At 38.0% G+C, this 17,192-nt stretch carries 17 protein-coding genes; 10 read left to right on the top strand and 7 right to left on the bottom strand.

Translation table 11 applies throughout. The features are described from left to right. A partial coding sequence (locus tag Q0X89_RS17675; protein ID WP_297696659.1) for a TIM barrel protein occupies positions 1 to 404 on the top strand: 404 nt, incomplete at its 5' end. A 15-nt stretch (positions 405 to 419) separates the two neighbouring features. On the opposite strand, the gene Q0X89_RS17670 is transcribed toward Q0X89_RS17675, so the two are convergent. Genes Q0X89_RS17670 through guaA form a run of 4 tightly spaced genes read right to left on the bottom strand, consistent with a single transcriptional unit; the run spans position 420 to position 5,033 of the window. Beyond that, the gene (locus Q0X89_RS17670; RefSeq protein WP_297696657.1) at positions 420 to 899 is read right to left on the bottom strand and encodes a DUF922 domain-containing protein; all 480 of its coding nucleotides are present in this window, start codon (positions 897 to 899) and stop codon (positions 420 to 422) included. A 38-nt stretch (positions 900 to 937) separates the two neighbouring features. Beyond that, complete coding sequence (locus Q0X89_RS17665; protein WP_297696655.1) at positions 938 to 1,342, bottom strand: OsmC family protein; 405 nt, start codon at positions 1,340 to 1,342, stop codon at positions 938 to 940. Then, positions 1,339 to 3,489 carry a LysM peptidoglycan-binding domain-containing protein gene (locus Q0X89_RS17660; RefSeq protein WP_297696653.1) on the bottom strand — a complete coding sequence of 717 codons (2,151 nt, stop codon included), beginning with the start codon at positions 3,487 to 3,489 and terminating at the stop codon, positions 1,339 to 1,341. The genes Q0X89_RS17665 and Q0X89_RS17660 overlap by 4 nt, the downstream gene beginning before the upstream one ends. Before the next feature lie 11 nt (positions 3,490 to 3,500). Beyond that, positions 3,501 to 5,033: a glutamine-hydrolyzing GMP synthase gene (guaA, locus tag Q0X89_RS17655; protein WP_297696651.1), complete on the bottom strand. Its 1,533-nt coding sequence runs from the start codon at positions 5,031 to 5,033 to the stop codon at positions 3,501 to 3,503. A gap of 78 nt (positions 5,034 to 5,111) precedes the next feature. Here guaA and Q0X89_RS17650 point away from each other — a divergent pair, with 78 nt between their 5' ends. Both Q0X89_RS17650 and Q0X89_RS17645 read left to right on the top strand, forming a co-directional pair. After that, complete coding sequence (locus Q0X89_RS17650) at positions 5,112 to 5,837, top strand: SIMPL domain-containing protein (RefSeq protein ID WP_297696649.1); 726 nt, start codon at positions 5,112 to 5,114, stop codon at positions 5,835 to 5,837. A gap of 256 nt (positions 5,838 to 6,093) precedes the next feature. Then, positions 6,094 to 6,654 carry a pyridoxamine 5'-phosphate oxidase family protein gene (locus Q0X89_RS17645; protein ID WP_297696647.1) on the top strand — a complete coding sequence of 187 codons (561 nt, stop codon included), beginning with the start codon at positions 6,094 to 6,096 and terminating at the stop codon, positions 6,652 to 6,654. 12 nt (positions 6,655 to 6,666) lie between these two features. Here the strand turns inward: Q0X89_RS17645 and Q0X89_RS17640 are convergent, their stop codons facing one another. Beyond that, complete coding sequence (locus Q0X89_RS17640; RefSeq protein WP_297696645.1) at positions 6,667 to 8,037, bottom strand: aminotransferase class V-fold PLP-dependent enzyme; 1,371 nt, start codon at positions 8,035 to 8,037, stop codon at positions 6,667 to 6,669. A gap of 55 nt (positions 8,038 to 8,092) precedes the next feature. Next, positions 8,093 to 9,694, bottom strand: coding sequence for a bacillithiol biosynthesis cysteine-adding enzyme BshC (gene bshC, locus Q0X89_RS17635; RefSeq protein WP_297696661.1), 1,602 nt, complete (start codon positions 9,692 to 9,694; stop codon positions 8,093 to 8,095). A 206-nt stretch (positions 9,695 to 9,900) separates the two neighbouring features. Between bshC and Q0X89_RS17630 the strand changes: the two genes are divergently transcribed. Next, complete coding sequence (locus Q0X89_RS17630; RefSeq protein ID WP_297696644.1) at positions 9,901 to 12,354, top strand: M14 family metallopeptidase; 2,454 nt, start codon at positions 9,901 to 9,903, stop codon at positions 12,352 to 12,354. Positions 12,355 to 12,368: 14 nt separating this feature from the next. Here the strand turns inward: Q0X89_RS17630 and Q0X89_RS17625 are convergent, their stop codons facing one another. Next, the gene (locus Q0X89_RS17625) at positions 12,369 to 13,433 is read right to left on the bottom strand and encodes a DUF3667 domain-containing protein (RefSeq protein ID WP_297696642.1); all 1,065 of its coding nucleotides are present in this window, start codon (positions 13,431 to 13,433) and stop codon (positions 12,369 to 12,371) included. A 231-nt stretch (positions 13,434 to 13,664) separates the two neighbouring features. On the opposite strand from Q0X89_RS17625, the gene Q0X89_RS17620 reads away from it, so the two are divergent. The 6 genes from Q0X89_RS17620 (at position 13,665) to Q0X89_RS17595 (ending at position 16,994) form a co-directional block, all read left to right on the top strand. Continuing rightward, positions 13,665 to 14,108: a DUF6265 family protein gene (locus tag Q0X89_RS17620; protein WP_297696640.1), complete on the top strand. Its 444-nt coding sequence runs from the start codon at positions 13,665 to 13,667 to the stop codon at positions 14,106 to 14,108. Between the two features lie 166 nt (positions 14,109 to 14,274). After that, on the top strand, positions 14,275 to 14,907 hold the full coding sequence (locus Q0X89_RS17615) for an NAD(P)-dependent oxidoreductase (protein ID WP_297696638.1): 633 nt from the start codon (positions 14,275 to 14,277) through the stop codon (positions 14,905 to 14,907). Between the two features lie 217 nt (positions 14,908 to 15,124). Beyond that, complete coding sequence (locus tag Q0X89_RS17610) at positions 15,125 to 15,562, top strand: DUF1801 domain-containing protein (RefSeq protein WP_297696636.1); 438 nt, start codon at positions 15,125 to 15,127, stop codon at positions 15,560 to 15,562. Positions 15,563 to 15,708: 146 nt separating this feature from the next. Continuing rightward, positions 15,709 to 16,146, top strand: coding sequence for an SRPBCC domain-containing protein (locus Q0X89_RS17605; protein WP_297696634.1), 438 nt, complete (start codon positions 15,709 to 15,711; stop codon positions 16,144 to 16,146). 24 nt (positions 16,147 to 16,170) lie between these two features. Further along, complete coding sequence (locus tag Q0X89_RS17600; protein ID WP_297696631.1) at positions 16,171 to 16,620, top strand: SRPBCC family protein; 450 nt, start codon at positions 16,171 to 16,173, stop codon at positions 16,618 to 16,620. A gap of 2 nt (positions 16,621 to 16,622) precedes the next feature. Beyond that, the gene (locus tag Q0X89_RS17595; RefSeq protein WP_297696629.1) at positions 16,623 to 16,994 is read left to right on the top strand and encodes a DUF2200 domain-containing protein; all 372 of its coding nucleotides are present in this window, start codon (positions 16,623 to 16,625) and stop codon (positions 16,992 to 16,994) included. Positions 16,995 to 17,192 lie beyond the last annotated feature (198 nt).

Below are 17,192 nucleotides of genomic sequence, written 5' to 3'. Positions count from 1 at the left end.
TACCAATTGCCGAAAAACATGGTGTTGTCATTCAGATGGAATTGCTCAACTCTAAGGTAGACCACAAAGATTATATGTGTGATCATGTAGAATGGGGAGTGGCCCTATGTAAGGAATTGAACTCCGAAAACTTCAAGTTGCTTTACGATATTTACCACATGCAAATAATGGAGGGAGATATTATCAGGACGATCAGGGATTATCATGAATATTTCGGCCATTATCATACAGGTGGTAATCCGGGCAGACATGAAATTAACGAAACACAAGAGTTATATTATCCGGCAATAATGAAGGCCATTGTAGAAACCGGATTTAAGGGTCACGTGGCCCAGGAGTTTATTCCCAGTTGGGAGGACAAAATTGCCGCGCTAAAGGAGGGGGTCACAATTTGTGATGTTTAATCTGAAAACCAAATGCTATTTTGCTAATGCCTCCTTTATTTTCTTGTTCCAGGATAGTTGTTGCTCAATGTTACGAGAGTAGTTAGTCTCACGATCATATACCTGCTGAAATTCTGCAAGCTCCTTATTTATTTGACGATAGATAGCCTTTACTTCGGCCTTAACATTTTTTGTAAACGTTGTATTGTCCATAATTTTACGCATTTTCCTGGCATACAATTCAGAAATGTCAAAATGCAGCTGTTCATGGCTTAGAATTACCTCATCGCAAATATTTGGCTGATACCACGATCTATTCGGATAGAAGAATGTACTAATTATGTAATCCAGTTCATATTTTCCATTTTCTTCAGTTGTGGAAAATTGATAGCTCAACCCACTTGCAGTTGTAGCGGCTATTTCTGAATTCTTAGGGGGTTCGGCTTTGAAATTTGCCCAACTTAGTCTTTGCCCGGAATTCCAAAGAATTGTTTCTTCTTCCTGCGCGAATAACATAGCGGAAAATAGAAATGCAAAAAGGCCGAATATAAATCTTAGAGATCCCAATGAAATACTACTTCTTTTTTAATATCAGGATGAAGACTAAAAATTACCGGGCAGGTTCGTGCGGTATGCTCAAGGATCTTTTTTTGCTTATCCGTAATTGTAGCCGGCAAATGTATCTCAACATCAATCTGCGATATCCTTCGGGGATCTGCGGCCATATGTTTCGTAACCTCCGCAACTGAATTTTTAAGATCTAACTCCATATCTCTTGCCTTAATGCCCATCATGGTAAGCATACAACTGGCAAGGCCTGTGGCAACTGTATCTGTCGGTGAAAAGGCTTGTCCCAATCCATTATTATCAACAGGTGCATCTGTTATGAATTCATCTCCTGAGCGAAGGTGAACACAACTGGTACGCAATTCTCCTGTATATGTAACTTTTGAGGTCATTGTTCTGGTTTAACCTGGGTTATTCGCATTTCCTCGTACATCATTATGTAAGAAGCTTTGTTGTAGTATCCGGAAGAAAGTTCATTGTTATAATCAAATTTATTCCCGCAATACTCTGTAATGCCAACAATATTTGAAGCCTCAAACAAATTGAGCTTATAGGCTAATTTTAAAAGAAGGTCAAAGGTAAGATCAAAGCCACGGACCGCATACCTGTCGGGATCTGCCCCAAAACGCCTTCTGTACCTTCTCGCAAAGGCATTGTTATTTGATTCTTTATATACACTAGGGTACGTAAAATTAAGGTTAGACAAATGTGCCCCGGAGATAACATCGTTTTCGAATGCCTTATTCTTGTTTGTAGTGAACATCCGTACTTTGGTAGTATCTGAATTGGATGAATTAAGAATGGAGCTTACACTGGAAACCACTTTGAAATTATCGGTCTCTACAAAAACCCAATTCTCGGTTTCAAGGGAAAGAAGACCGGCAAATACCTCTAGATCTAAAGAAATATTTTCTTCATCTTCCTGAAGCTCTACGGATTGGGCAACAGGAAACTTTTCCTTTATCTGTTCACTAACAGCCTTGTTCTTTGCATCGGTTATTACTATAATATTCTCATCTGTAATGGTTTCTTCAATAAAACCAAGCATCCTATCTCGCAGAATCTGATCAGACGGAATAGAAAAGAAAACATTTTCCAGTTCAAAATCACTGGTAGAGGCTAAGGGTGCAATTACCGGAACCTCAGCATTCGCGGCACTGATGGCTACTTCCTTCAAGGAATTCAATTGCAATGGTCCTATTATGGCATTAACTCCTTCCAGGTCTTCGCCCTGCAGTATTTGTCTTGTTTTATCGGGATTTAATTGGGTATCAAATGTTTTTACATCGACAGAAATACCCAGATCTGAAATAGAATCAAGAGCAATCAGTGCACCACTATATAAACCAAGGCTATAGCTTATGGCATTACTCCTTGAAATTGCATCTGTGGCGCTTTCAACATCACTAAGGTTAATTTTATCCGTGCGAAAAGGCAGCAGGTAAATCAATTTAGGCTTGTTCACTGAATTTACGCTATCCAACAGGTTTATCTTATCCAGAATCAATGCATTCTTTACTTCTAAGTTACCCGTCTTCTCCTTAGGGAGTTTTAAAACCATCCCGGATTTAAGACCTCTGGAAAGATCCGGATTGAGGTCAAGTAATTGTTTATAATCAATCCCCAAATTTCGTGTTAAAGAGTACACTGTTTGTTTGGGTTTAACCTCATAGAATATATAGTTATCAGTATTAATTTCATTTTCAGGAATTTTCATTTCAGGCAACCTAATTACCATACCTTCCTTTAAACCACCGCGCTCACCAATTTCCGGATTTAGTCTTACAATATCCTGTGAACTTATTTTATATTCCTGAGAAAGGCTGTACAAAGTTTTCTTAGGTGGCACGGTATAAGAGATATACAATTGAACGTCTTGTTCCTCAACGCTGCTACCGGCAATTTTAGGGAGCTTTAACTGCTGCCCTTCGGCCAAATAACTGGTAGTTACAGATAAATCAGGATTTAACGTAAGCATACTATCTATTGTAATACCGTATTTATTGGCTATACTCCATCTTGTCTCTTTTGGCAATACGGTATAGGTTTCAAAATCATCAAAATTAACACTGTCGCTCGCAACTTCAATTTTTGGGTACTCAGGAATTTTTAAACGCATTCCCTTTTTCAATTGACGTGCATACAATTGTGTATTATAGCGTTTAAGCTCTTCTTCAGAGACATTGTACCGCTGAGCAATGCTAAAAATTGTTTCTCTTTTCTTCACCTTGTGCGTACCAAATGATATAGGTGTCGCCTGTTCTTCTTCTAACTTCTTTTTTTGCAAAGCAATTGAATCCTGTACACTTTGCATTTTAGCTCCTAAGGGGATGACGAGTATTGTATTGGGTTGAAGTACATCAGCCTCTGTAATTTCTTTATTGTACTTAAGGATATCCGTGGGATTTACCTTGTATTGCCTTGCAATACTATAAACGGTTTCGCCAGTTTTAACCGCATGAGAGCTAAACTGTTGTGCCATGGCCTGACATGAAAACAGAATAATCGCAGCTGTTGTAATTAAAAATCTTATAGACATGCTTGTAGGTTTTATTCCCATTCTATAGTTGCCGGGGGTTTCGAAGAGATATCGTATACCACTCTATTTACTCCGGGAACTTTGTTTATTATTTCATTGGAGGTCTTTTGCAAAAATTCGTAGGGCAGATTAACCCAATCTGCCGTCATACCATCTGTGCTTTCAACTGCCCGTAAAGCTACACATTTTTCATAAGTTCGTTCATCTCCCATTACTCCTACACTATTTACGGGCAAAAGCATAGCTCCGGCCTGCCAAACCTCATTATAAAGCCCCCATTCCTTTAAACCATTAATAAAAATTGCATCTACTTCTTGCAAAATACTTACTTTTTCTTCTGTGACATCTCCCAGTATGCGTATTGCCAGACCAGGTCCCGGAAACGGGTGACGTCCCAGACGTTCATCTTCTATGTTAAGAGTGGCGCCTACCCTTCTCACTTCATCTTTGAACAACATTTTCAAGGGCTCTACCACTTTAAGTTTCATAAAGTCGGGTAATCCTCCAACATTATGATGACTCTTAATGGTGGCCGATGGCCCTCCGGTTGCAGATACAGACTCAATCACATCTGGATAGATAGTACCCTGTGCAAGCCATTTAGCATCTTCAACTTTATGTGATTCATCATCAAATACATCAATGAAAACCCCTCCGATAATTTTTCTTTTCTTTTCAGGATCTGCCTCACCAGCCAATGCTTTCAAAAAGCGTGCCGAAGCATCAACCCCTTTCACATTAAGGCCCATATGTTCATATTGGTCCAACACTTCCTGAAATTCATTTTTCCTGAGCAATCCGTTATTAACAAAAATACAATGAAGATGATCTCCTATTGCTCTATGCAACAAAACGGCTGCAACTGTAGAATCCACTCCTCCCGAAAGTCCAAGGATTACTTTTTCGCTTCCTATTTTCGTCTTTAACTCTGCTACTGTAGTTTCTACAAATGCATCGGGGGTCCAGGTTTGTTCTAAGCCTGCAATGTGTACCAGAAAATTTTCTAAGATCAGTCCACCCTGTTTGGTATGGTATACCTCGGGGTGAAATTGAATACCATATGTTAATTCACCGTCTATTTTAAAGGCCGCATGTTCCACATCATTTGTACTGGCCAGCTTTACTGCATTTTCCGGTAATTGTTTAATGGTATCACTATGACTCATCCATACCTGCGATCCTTCTCTTATTTCATAGAAAAACGGTTCTTCACTATCAATTCCTGCAAGCTTAGCCCGGCCGTATTCACGGGTATTTGACGCCGCAACGTTGCCACCATGAAAATGAGCAAGGTATTGCGCTCCGTAACAAATGGCAAGCAAGGGTTTTTTACCCTTTATCTGAGATAAATCGGGGTGTGGTGCATCGTCTGCCCTTACCGAGAATGGAGAACCGGAGAGGATGACCGCTTTATATTCTGAGAGGTCTTCTGGAAGGTGGTTGTAAGGTTTAATTTCGCAGAAAATATTAAGTTCTCTTACCCTTCTGGCGATGAGTTGGGTATACTGAGAACCAAAATCTAAAATGAGGACGTTGTTTTGCATGGGCAAAAATAGTAATTCAAGACATTTTGAAATACAAGTTTTAGGTATATTTATAACATCTTTATTAACGCTGTAAGAATGAAACATTTAAATGCCATAATTTTTGCAATCGCTATTGTAATAGCTGCCTATTTTTTAGGCAATGCTTATGTAAAAAGATCAAATCCTACAAGGGTGATTTCCATTACGGGTCTGGGAAATGAAAACTTTACATCAGATCTTATTGTATGGGAAGGTCGTTTTGTTGCATTTAATACAGTTTTAAAAACAGCTTTCGAACAATTGAACGACGATAAGGAAATAGTAAAAAATTATCTGGTATCTAAAGGAATTAAAGAAGAAAACATAATTTTTAATTCTGTACAGACTATTGAACAACGCGACAATAAATATGAAAACGGGAATTTTGTAGGAACAATCTTCCGGGGGTACGAGTTATCGCAATCTGTTCAAATAGAATCTAATGATGTTGCTCTCGTAGAAAAAGTATCGCGTGAGATAACGGAACTCCTAAATAAAGGCGTGCAGTTTAATTCCTCACCACCCCGTTATTATTACACCAAATTATCAGATCTTAAGATAGCAATGATTTCGAAGGCCACAGAAGATGCCCGAATCCGTGCTGAGAAAATAGCAGAGAATTCCGGGGGTGCTTTAGGAGATCTGATTTCTGCCCGGATGGGAGTTTTTCAAATTACCGGACAAAATTCTGACGAAGATTACAGTTGGGGAGGAGCTTATAATACCTCTTCGAAAAAGAAGACTGCTTCTATTACCATGCGATTGGAATACAAGGTGAAATAAAAGAATTTCCTTTAGTACAAGACTGACAATTACCCTTCAAATTATAATTACATTAAAGATATTTTAATTCATAAAAAAGAAAAAGCCCTAGCGACGATCGCCGGGGCTTTTCAAATCAAAAACCAACCTAAACACATGAACTTGTTATGACACAATTTAATTTATAAAAAATCTACTTTTTCATAGCAATTTATATATATAACAATCTTCTTTAAAAATACCCTACCTCATTTTTTATTTTTTTACCTTTATACTAATGAAAACCACAGGTAATACAGATAAATTTTTTAAAGAAATAAAGGATGAATTAAAAAAAGGGAGTACTCAGAAAACCCATCCTTTTCGCTACTTCACCCTGGGAACAGTAGGTTTAGACCATTTTGTAAGATTACGAACGGTAGTTTTAAGGGATTTTTCCGAGGAGCTTAAATGTTCCTTCTACACTGATTATCGATCAAAAAAAATAATTCATATAAAGGAAAATAATAAGGTAGGGTTATTATTTTATGATCCCGAAAAACTATTACAGATCAAAATTGAAGGCTTAGCAAATATTATTAAAGGAAAGGCAAAAGAAGAAGAACACGGGCAAACTATTCAGGAACAATCCCGCAAGGAATATACTACTGCACTTGCGCCGGGAACGCCGCTAAAAGATGCTGCGCCCCTTGAATACCTGAATGAGGAAAACCATTTCTGTGTGGTTGAAGTTACTCCTTATAAAATAGAATACCTGAAATTAGAACAGCCAGAACATATACGGGTTCGGTTTTCCAACCGTAATGAACTTTGGAATGGAGAATTCCTTGTCCCATAACCCCGCTACTGCTCAATTCATCGTATCCAGAATAATTTTAATATCCTCTTCCGTAGTATCCGGATTAATAAAACAAAAACGGGCTACGGTTTCAAAACCTTCTTTGGTCTTCCATTTACTGGGTGTCACCAGGGCCAGACCCTCGCGATGATTGGTATAGGTCCAGTTTTTATAATCATCTTCAGACCAACCCTTACGCCTGAAAAGGACGCACGAAAGGCTTGGAGGTCTTATCAATTCTAAATCGGGTCGTGAAGAAATTAATTCGCCGGCTAAACTGGCCAGTTCAATGCCTCGCTCCACAGCCCATTTATATTTATTTGTTCCATGGGTGGCAAGGGAATACCACAAAGGCAGACCACGTAACCTTCTTGTTAACTGTATCTGGTAATCCGACGGATTAAATCCATGAGCTCCCGGATCATTTATTATGTCCAGGTACGAGCCCTCCTGAGAATGTGCTGTTTTCGCCAATTCCGGATTTCTATAGATAACAGCCCCGCAATCATAAGGTGAGAATAGCCATTTGTGCGGATCAATAGTAATGCTATCTGCTTTTTCAATTCCTTTAAACAAATGCCTTACAGAATCTGCCGCCAGGGCACCGCCACCATAGGCAGCATCTACATGAAACCAAAGATTAAGTTCCTTACAAATAGCTGCAATTCCCTCGAGATCGTCTACAATACCGGCATTGGTTGTACCACCGGTGGCTACTACAGCAAAAACCCGTTCCATCGTATTTTTATCCAACGAATTTATTTTTTCCTCTAAGGCTTCAGCCGTCATCAGATCATCTGTTTCCACCAATAGCACATCGGCATCAATAACCTTTGCCATGGCCCTGATAGAAGAATGTGCCCCTACTGAAGTAATTATGCAGCCTTTTTTATTCAGATTTAACTTGTTTTCCCTCCAATATTCCCTTGCGGTTACTATGGAAGATAAATTTGCCGCGGTACCACCACTTGTAAAAACTCCAAAAGCACCTTCGGGCATACCGGTAAGCGTTACCAGCCATTTCATTGCCTCATTCTCACAAAAAATACCACCAGCGCCCTCCATCCAATAAGCACCGTGTATACTCGATGCAGAAGTAACCAGGTCAAACATTACAGCCGCCCGGGTAGGCGCTGCAGGAACAAAAGCCAAATGTCTTGGATGATCTATTGGAACCGTTGCTTTAACCAAAACATCGCGAAAAAGATGAAAGGCTTTCTCACCACCTATACCCAAAGGGGTTATGGTCTCCCCTACCATACTCTTTAATTCTTCCTCTTTGCGGGGTGCTCCCAGTTCTGGTGATTCATTGGTTATTCTATTGATAGCATATTTCATGACATCCAGGGTCATTTCTACCAATCCTATATCTACATTATGCATGAGGTTGATTTTTAGTAAAAGTACTATGGAAAAGAAATCTATGCCATTTATTGGCCTAGTATTTTAACACAAGAAATTCCTGATGCAGAGGATTCAGAGCCTTTATTAAAAAAGGGATAAGTTTGTCACCCATTTCCATATAAAGTTCAGAAAAATTTAAGGATCGCTCCTGTAGCGATTTATTGGGGAACAATTGATTCTGAAGGGCGGTCATTCGAATTACCTGATCTTTTAGTTTTATTTTCTGGGCCTTCAATAAGCGCTTTTCCAGTCTATCGAGTCCATTCAATTGCTTTACTTCCTGAGCTTTTACAGCGCCATAAAAGGATCTGTCTGTTGCTTCAGCCAATTTATATAAGGCTTCAAATTGTTGTTTCAAATGTTCCTTTTGGCCAGAAAAATCGATATCAATATTAGAAATTTCCCTTATCCTTTTATTAATAAGCGTATTCTGATTTAAAAACAGATCTGCAGGTTTAAGACCGAGGTTTTTTATTTTTTTATATTCCTTTTCTGAAATTAAAAGGGCCGAATTACGCAATAGTAAGATTGGAAATGAAACCTTCATCGCGTCAAAAGTCGACTTAAATTCAAGCCAATAGGCCAATTCCCCGCCTCCTCCAATATAGCAAAGGTTTGGAAGTATTACCTCCTGATACAACGGCCTGGTGACCACATTTGGTGAGAATCTTTCGGGATGCTCTTCAATTTCCTGAAATAATTCATCTTTAGAAAATTTAATCTGTGTATTGTTAACCTGAATTACGCCTTCTTGCTCTACCAGCCTTTCACGCAAACCATTTTTTAAATAAAAATAGTTGATCTCCCTTGGGTTTACCTGGATTTTGTATGAAGGGGATATTGTTTCCAAAGCAGCAATGGTCTTGTTTACCTCCTTATAAGACAGGCTATCAAAGATATCCTTCTTAATATGGGGTATCAGCAGTTTTTTTAGTTCAACATCATCTCCGTCCACAATTACCAGACCATAGTCCCCAAAAAGCTCGTTGGCCAGATATCTGGTAGCTTCAGTTAGTGACTTATGTTCCAGATACGCTTTTTTAAATAGACCCTCTAAGTCTTTGGCATTGGCTGTATTTCCAAGTTCTTTGGAAAAGGTATCAAATACGGCTTCAAGTCCTTCAGTACTTAATCTGCCAACTGCACCACCGGCAACCCGGTTCCAATGAAATTTTTTGCTATGTAAGTTAAAATAATTGATCTCATCAAAATCATGGTCTTCAGTGGCCATCCAGTAAATCGGTACAAAATTATTTTTTGGATAGCTTTTCTTCAGGGTATTTGCAAGATTTATGGTAGTTATTATTTTGTACAAAAAGTACAACGGACCCGTAAATATATTCAGCTGATGCCCCGTAACAACCGTAAAAGTATTCTTATCAATTAAAGCTGAAATATTAGACAAGGTAGTTTTTGATGCCTTTACGTTCTTGTATTGTTGTTGAAGTGCCTGGTTTAGTATTTTCCTGTTTGCATGAGCATAAGTTTCAGACTTTTCCTCTATTTGTGCCTTAAATTCTTCAATTTCAGGAAATCTATTGTAAAAGGGTTTTAGCTTCTTGTTTTCGTCCAGGTAGTCGGAAATAAGTGAAGAAAAATATCCGGTTTTTTTAAATGGTATACAGGCTACTTGCATAGAAACTTCTAAAGTCCGATCAAAGATAAAATTCTCGGGTTTTACTCTTCCCAAAAATACGTTAAGATGTTTTAACAACATAGAAATGGAGAACCAATTCCTTCAAAGGCATGCGCCTTGGCGAACGCTAAGCGAAAAACACCGAACTTAAAATGGGGTTTCCCGAATAATCCTTAGCTTTAGCGTCCTAATTTAAAAACTGGTTAATGAAGCGAATTTTACCCGCTCTATTTCTGCTTGTTGTCTGCAATTTAAGTTCCCAGGAAATAAAATCACCTTCTGAATTCCTGGGTTATGAACTGGGCACAAGATTCACATTTCATCACCGGGTTGTGGACTATTACCAATATCTTTCGGATGCTGCCAGGGACCGTGTTCAACTAAATGAATATGGTAAAACCAATGAAGGAAGGTCCCTGCACCTGGCCTATGTTTCTTCACCGGAAAATATGCAGAATCTGGAGGAAATCCGTACCGAACATCTCAAAAGTACAAAAGGCGAAGGTGCTTCTACAAAAGCTATTGTATGGCTTAGCTATAATGTTCACGGTAATGAGAGCGTGAGTACCGAGGCATCTATGCAAACCATTTATGAATTGTTAACGAGTAAACAAGTTTATCTGGAAAATACGGTGGTAATTATAGACCCTTGTATTAACCCCGATGGACGAGACCGGTATGTGAACTGGTACAATCAGCACAAAAATTCAACACTTCAGGTAGATCCTAACAGTAAGGAACACCATGAAGGATGGTGGAGCGGACGCAGCAACCATTATATGTTCGATTTAAATCGTGACTGGGCCTGGCTTACCCAGTTGGAAAGCCGGCAAAGGATAAAATTTTATAATAAGTGGCTACCTCATATTCATGTAGATTTTCATGAGCAAGGCATAGATAACCCTTATTTCTTTTCCCCTTCAGCAGAGCCTTATCACGAAGTTATTACAGATTTTCAGCGCGATTTTCAGGTGACCATTGGTAAGAACCATGCAAAATATTTTGACACCAATGGCTGGTTATACAATACCAAAGAGCGTTTTGATTTGTTCTATCCCAGTTACGGGGATACCTACCCTACTTATAGTGGGGCTATTGGGATGACCTATGAGCAGGGTGGCAGCGGCCGAGCCGGTCTTGGAGTCCAAACGGCTAATGGCGATACACTAACCTTAAAGGATAGGATTGCCCATCATCTTAGCACCGGCTTATCAACAGTGGAAGTTGCCTCTAAGAATGTAGCCAAATTAAATGAGGAATTTAAAAAGTTTTATTTGACGAAAGATTACAAATACAAGAGTTTTGTCCTCAATGGGCAGGAAGATCATTTAAAAGCGCTCACCAAACTCCTGGATCAGCACCAGTTAACCTATACTTATGGAACCGGGGCTATGGTAAAGGGCTTTAACTATAATACAGGCAGGTCTGGTAGCCTGAAGACCAATTCTGAGAGCCTGATTATTTCTACCAACCAGACCAGGGGAACCCTGGTAAAAGTACTCTTTGAACCCAATGCAAGATTAAGTGATTCACTTACCTATGATATAACGGCCTGGTCCCTGCCCTATGCCTATGGATTAAAAGCCATTGCTTCGGAGACTTTGGTAAACGGTATGCCCAAAGCACAATCTACGGTAAAAAAAGAAACTTTAAGTTCTGATTCCTATGCCTTTATAACAGACTGGAACGGAATGGACGATGCCAGGTTTTTAGCAGAATTATACAAAAAAAATATCCGGGTCAGACAGGCTCAAAAACCATTTACCCTGGAAGGTAACCGCTATGAAAGAGGAAGTCTGATCATTACCAAAGTGGACAATGAGCGAACTACAAATTTGACCTCAATACTAAATGAGATAGCAAAAAAATATCAAAAATCACTTACTGCTGTTAGTGGCGGTTTTGTAGAAGATGGCAAGGATTTGGGTTCAAAATATGTAAAAATGATCCCATCTGTGAAGGTGGCTGTATTGTCTGGTGCGCCAACCTCTACGCTACGCTTTGGGGAGATATGGCACTTCTTTGAGCAACAATTGCAATATCCGCTTACTGTTTTAGACGCCAGTTATGTTGCTGAAGTAGATCTTACAAAATATGATGTATTAATACTTCCGGGAGGTAATGGCTATCAGAAGTTTATGGATAGCAGTATGCTCAGCCGTTTGAAAGAATGGGTACATCAGGGCGGAAGACTTATTTCCATGGGTGAATCCATTGCTTCTTTGGATGGTGAGGGGGGTTTCAAAATCACCCCAAAGGGAAAGTCAAAAGATAGTATAGAAATTACAATGGTATCGCATGAAAACCAGGAACGAGAAAAAATCAAAAATGACATTACAGGTGCCATCTTTAAAACAAGGGTAGACGCTACACATCCAATGGCATTTGGATATAAAGACACCTATTTTAGCCTTAAATTGGGAATTGACACTTATGACTATCTGGAAAATGGCACAGTGGCATATATTTCAAAGGACACCATACCGGTCGCCGGGTTTGCTGGTAGTGAGGCCCAGAATAAAATGGGTAAAAGCCTCGTCTTTGGTGTTGAGGAACAGGGGAAAGGACAAATTGTTTACATGGTGGACAACCCCTTATTCCGGGGGTTCTGGGAAAATGGCAAACTTTTTTTTGTGAATGCTATCTTCATGGCCAGGTAGTACTATTCCACCAATTAATAAAGCATAAAGGCCACCGTTACAATCCCTATTGCCGCCATAGGAACAATAATGAGCATATAGAGGAAAGAGATAATACCGGCTTTAAAAAAAGCACCTATCCAGGAACTCTTGTAAAAATTTCTCAGGGCTATCATCAGGTAGATAAGAAAAGAGAAGGTAATGAGCATTTCCAGCCAACTGGGAATCTCCCATACTTTATTCACGAGGAGAATGGCACAAAAGGTAGTGAATATAAAAGTGAAGAAATAAAAGCTGAATACCAGATGGTGGGCAAAGATGGCCGGTTTCCAATAAAATACTTTCAAGAGCACTGCAAAAAGTGGTAATAGAAGGAACATTGCCACAGGAATAGTGTCATATAATGCCTGCAGGATACCCCCGCCCCGTTGTTCATAAAACTTGAGCATCTGGGTATAGAATCTGCGCGTAAAGGCGTCTGCATCTTCTTTCATTCCCATCGCCTTAAATTTTTGATCTAATGGCGCTCCGGCAGCAATAAGGGAGTCTAACTGCTCACGCCTAAAACCAAAATCTAGACTGACTACCTCGGGTTCTGAAGCCATTACAGAATCTATTTCCCTGATTTCTTTATCTGTTAAGCCTATAGTTTTCTGACTTTTTTTCAGGACTTTCTTAGCTTCGGCAAGCGCCAAAGAATCCTGTTTTAGAGGAATAGAATCGAGGTTGATCTCCTGTTCCATCCCTTTTTTGATTGCCGCAGAAACTTTATTATCTGCTTTGCGGATAGTAAAAGAAAAGATAAAGAAGAAGATAACGGAAATAAAAAGGTAAAACTGCGCCGGATGCAGGTATTTAAGGCGTTTTCCATCTACAAACCTCCGGGCCACTACGCCGGGTTTTACCATCAGGGTTCCGAAACTCCTGAAGAATCTTGCATCTATAGAAATATAATTATCTATGGTATTGCTAAAGAGTACCCCAATAGTAAGGTTATCTGCCGTTTCCTGCCCACAATAAGGGCAATACTCAAAAGATGCATCGAAGGTTTCTTCGCAATTTTTACATTGCTGTATTGTTTGCTCTTCAGAGGTTGGCATAAAGTTAACTTTGATTAAAAATACAAAAAGCATTGATACTTCAAATTAAATTCCGAGGAGCAGAAATGAATTTTTCCAAACTGGATCTTGTTAGTTGTCTCACGATCTGCTTTTATCCCATAAAAGGTATACTTATCCGGAAAGTATTTATGATAATAAGGTATATTAGTACGCATATAACGAGTTGTGTGCTATCAATTAAAGAATTAGCTTAATTTTTAAAGTTTAATAATGAAAACATTAACAACCATATGCATTCTTTGCCTTTCACTAGCCTGCTCTGAAAACAAATTATCAAGAGTAGATTTTATGGTAGGTAATTGGAAAATGGAAGGAAAAGAACAATACGAAGTCTGGGAATCAGGCAAAAACAATGAGCTAATGGGATATTCATATAAGTATTCTGATAGTCAAAAAATAATTACGGAATCTCTTTCTATAAAAATATTAGAGAAAACAGTCATTTTTGAAGCTACAGTTCCAGACCAAAATCAGGGAAAAACAATTCCGTTCACTTTAAATAATGAAATTGAAGATTATTTGTCATTTGAAAATCTTGACCACGACTTTCCTAAAAAAATACAATATAAAAGAATAAACGAAAATGAAATTGAGGTAACGGTATTAGGCAATGAGGACAAAGGATTTTCTTATAGGCAGCTAAAACAAAAATGAAAACAGCACACAACACTGTATAAAAGGAATTAAAACGTCCCTTTATACTTAACGTTGGTTACACTTGTTAAAAGACGTTTCATCCTAATTAATCTACAATTCAGATATTAAAAAAACAATTGTGACATTAAACCAATTAGTTTCATACAAGTTAAATCTGAAAATCATGAAACTATTGGTAATAGGTGGTACTGGAAAAACAGGACGTGAATTGATTATACAAGGCTTAGCACAAGGACATGTTGTAACAGCAGTTGTCAGAAAACCTGATAAAATAAAATACAGTCATCCAAACCTTTATGTAGAGAAAGGAGATGTGCTGATTCATGAAAACCTCGAAAGGGTTATGAAAGGACAGGACGCAGTGCTTTCAGCGCTTGGGCATAAAAGGTTCTTTATTCCAACAAACATCTTATCGAAAGGGACTCAAAACATAATAAATGCAATGAATAACTATAATGTCAAACGGTTCATTTGCATCACCTCTCTTGGCGTGAATGACAGTAGATTTAAACTCGGTTTGTATTATACGCTATTCACAATACCAGTAATACTTTTCTTTTACTTTTTAGATAAATCCAAACAAGAAAAATTAATAATGAATAGCGATTTGGGGTGGACAATAGTCCGACCTGGACAATTAACCAACGGAAAAAAAAGGACCAATTACAAACATGGGCTATCTGTTGGTAGTTATGTCTTGACCAAAATGATTTCTCGAGCAAGTGTTGCTCATTTTATTTTAAATCAACTTGATGACGAGACTTATATCAGAAAAACACCCGGAATAACAAATTAAAAACTGTAACTAACAATGACTATGAGCCATCACTACGGCTAGCGCCTCATAAATTCCAGGCACCAAATATCCAATTCCAAATGGATGATTCTCCTTAATAGGAATTGAAATTTGAAATTTGTATTTTGAGATATCCTGGCCTTGCCGGCTCATGGCCAAAACCGTTGGCAAGCATTCTGAAATAATCCAGGGGTAATTAATAAAAATATTTGAACATATGGCAAAGAATAAAACAACCCAAACTGAAGTCGGTGTATATGATTTTATTAATTCGTATGTTGATAATGAACAAAAGAAAATTGATAGTCTTGAATTTATTGAACTAATGAGTGAATGGTCTGGTTTTGAACCAAAAATGTGGGGACCAACAATTATTGGTTTTGGAAGTTATCACTATAAATATGCTAGTGGCCATGAAGGAGATGCTCCAATCTTAGGTTTCTCACCAAGAAAAGCCCAGTTTTCACTCTATGTTTATTCAAAAACAGACAAGAGTGATGCGTTGTTGAAAGATTTTGGCAAATTTAAAATGGGGAAAGCCTGTATTTATATTAAAAAACTTGTTGATATAGACATTTCAATCTTAGAACAGCTCTGCAAAGAATCAATTGCATATCTCAATGAGCATCATGAATGTGGAGCCTGTAGAAAGTAATTGCGGTTTAAGTGATAAAATGAAAATATAAAACAAAGGTCAATGCAAAACTGAATAGTTAGTGAGTAGAAATTCACTCCGGTTCATATACAAACCGCTAGCACCAATTTGGATAGAAACATATGACAAACTAAATGAAAATTATTATGAAACTTGAATCCAACGCAGCTATACAAATTCAAAAACCAATTAAAGAAGTATTTGAAGGGATTATAGAGCCCGAAAACATGACGAAATATTTCATTTCGGAAAGTAGCGGGCGTATGGAATCAGGAAAAGAAGTGATTTGGAAGTTTTCTGAATTCCCTGACAAATTCCCAGTGAAAGAAATTAAAATTGAGAACAATCGTTCAATTTCATTTGTGTGGGATCCGGAAACTGTTGTAACGATTACTTTAGAAAACTTAGAGGACAAAAGTACCCTGGTAAAAGTAAACGAGAACGGAAAGGAATTCAATGAAGAAAACCTGAAATGGGCTTTGGGAAATACAGAAGGTTGGGCAAATTTCCTTGCTTGTATGAAAGCCTATTTGGAGTATGGTATACAACTTAGAAAAGGCGCATTTGACTTTATGCGAAAATAATAAATCAACTAATAAAGCAAGGGTATGAAATTAACTATTGACATAGAAATAAAAGCACCGAAAGACAAAGTTTGGAAGGTAATTACAGATATTGAAAATTCTGTGAACACAATTTCTGGAATTGAAAAAATTGAGATTCTGAATAAACCAAAAGACACAGTAGTCGGATTAAAATGGAAGGAAACAAGAACAATATTCGGTAAATCTGCTACGGAAACAATGTGGATAACAGAAGCCACAGAAAACGACTATTACAAAACAAGAGCCGAAAGTAATGGAGCTATTTATCAAACTATTTTAAAACTTTCAGAAAAAGAAAACACTACTTTTTTAACAATGGCATTTAGTTCGGAAGCTATTACAGTAAGAGGAAAAATTATGGCTTTTATTTTTGGAAGAATGTTAAACAAGACTATGAAAAAACTTATTAAAAAAGACTTAAGCGACATAAAGACTGCTGTCGAAAATAAATAAAGATGAAAGTTACACCTGAACACAACGCCCGGATTGCAAAAATGAAATTTTTTTCAGTTTATCCCCATTATATAACGAAAGTGGAGAAAAAAGGAAGAACAAAACAAGAACTTCACCAGGTAATTGAATGGTTAACAGGATTTGATGAAGGGAAATTACAAGACTTAATCAATCAGCAAGTGACTTTTGAAACCTTCTTTCAAAAAGCTGCATTAAACCCAAACGCCCATCTGATAAAAGGTGTAATATGTGGCTACCGGATTGAGGAGATCGATAATGAATTAACCAGACAAGTTCGCTATTTGGACAAGTTGGTTGATGAACTGGCAAGAGGTCGAAAAATGGAAAAAATTTTACGAGAAGAAAAGAAATAAAACTGGTGCTAACAACGTGTCCTATGAAAAGCCCTAGTCCATCCCGATAGCTCCCGATAACTATCGGGACGGGAGGGCTCATATACGAGACCGTTAGAGTGCATTAACTTAATTCCTCGAAATATTTGGAAAAGACGACAAATGTCGCTATATTTGTGACAAATGTCTGATAAATGAGTCCTAAACTTATTAATCCAA

Origin of the sequence: uncultured Eudoraea sp., from assembly GCF_947258525.1 — a bacterium.
In the GTDB taxonomy this organism is placed as follows: Bacteria; Bacteroidota; Bacteroidia; order Flavobacteriales; family Flavobacteriaceae; genus Eudoraea.
Note: the sequence above shows the minus strand (reverse complement) of the source record. Positions and strands in the feature narration are given on the sequence as shown.